Genomic DNA, 384 nt, shown 5'->3' with positions numbered 1-384 from the left:
GTGGAAGGCGGAGAGTCAGTTCGCGGTACTGGAGGAGGCGGCGCAACGTCGCCAGCTGTCTGCACAGGAGAAATCCCTGCTGGCGCATAAAGATGAGACGCTGGAGTACAAACGCCAGCTGGCTGCACTTGGCGACAAGGTTACGTATCAGGAGCGCCTGAACGCGCTGGCGCAGCAGGCGGATAAATTCGCACAGCAGCAACGGGCAAAACGGGCCGCCATTGATGCGAAAAGCCGGGGGCTGACTGACCGGCAGGCAGAACGGGAAGCCACGGAACAGCGCCTGAAGGAACAGTATGGCGATAATCCGCTGGCGCTGAATAACATCATGTCAGAGCAGAAAAAGACCTGGGCGGCTGAAGACCAGCTTCGCGGGAACTGGAT

At 59.4% G+C, this 384-nt stretch carries 1 protein-coding gene; it reads left to right on the top strand.

The annotated features are described in order from the left end of the window. On the top strand, nucleotides 1–384 hold a 384-nt coding region (locus E1181_RS31210), incomplete at both ends, for a phage tail tape measure protein (protein WP_132679981.1).

Origin of the sequence: Saccharopolyspora terrae, assembly GCF_004348435.1 — a bacterium.
Classification (GTDB): Bacteria; Actinomycetota; Actinomycetes; order Mycobacteriales; family Pseudonocardiaceae; genus Saccharopolyspora; species Saccharopolyspora endophytica.
The sequence above is the reverse complement of the archived record's forward strand: the minus strand, read 5'-3'. Positions and strand labels throughout refer to the sequence as shown.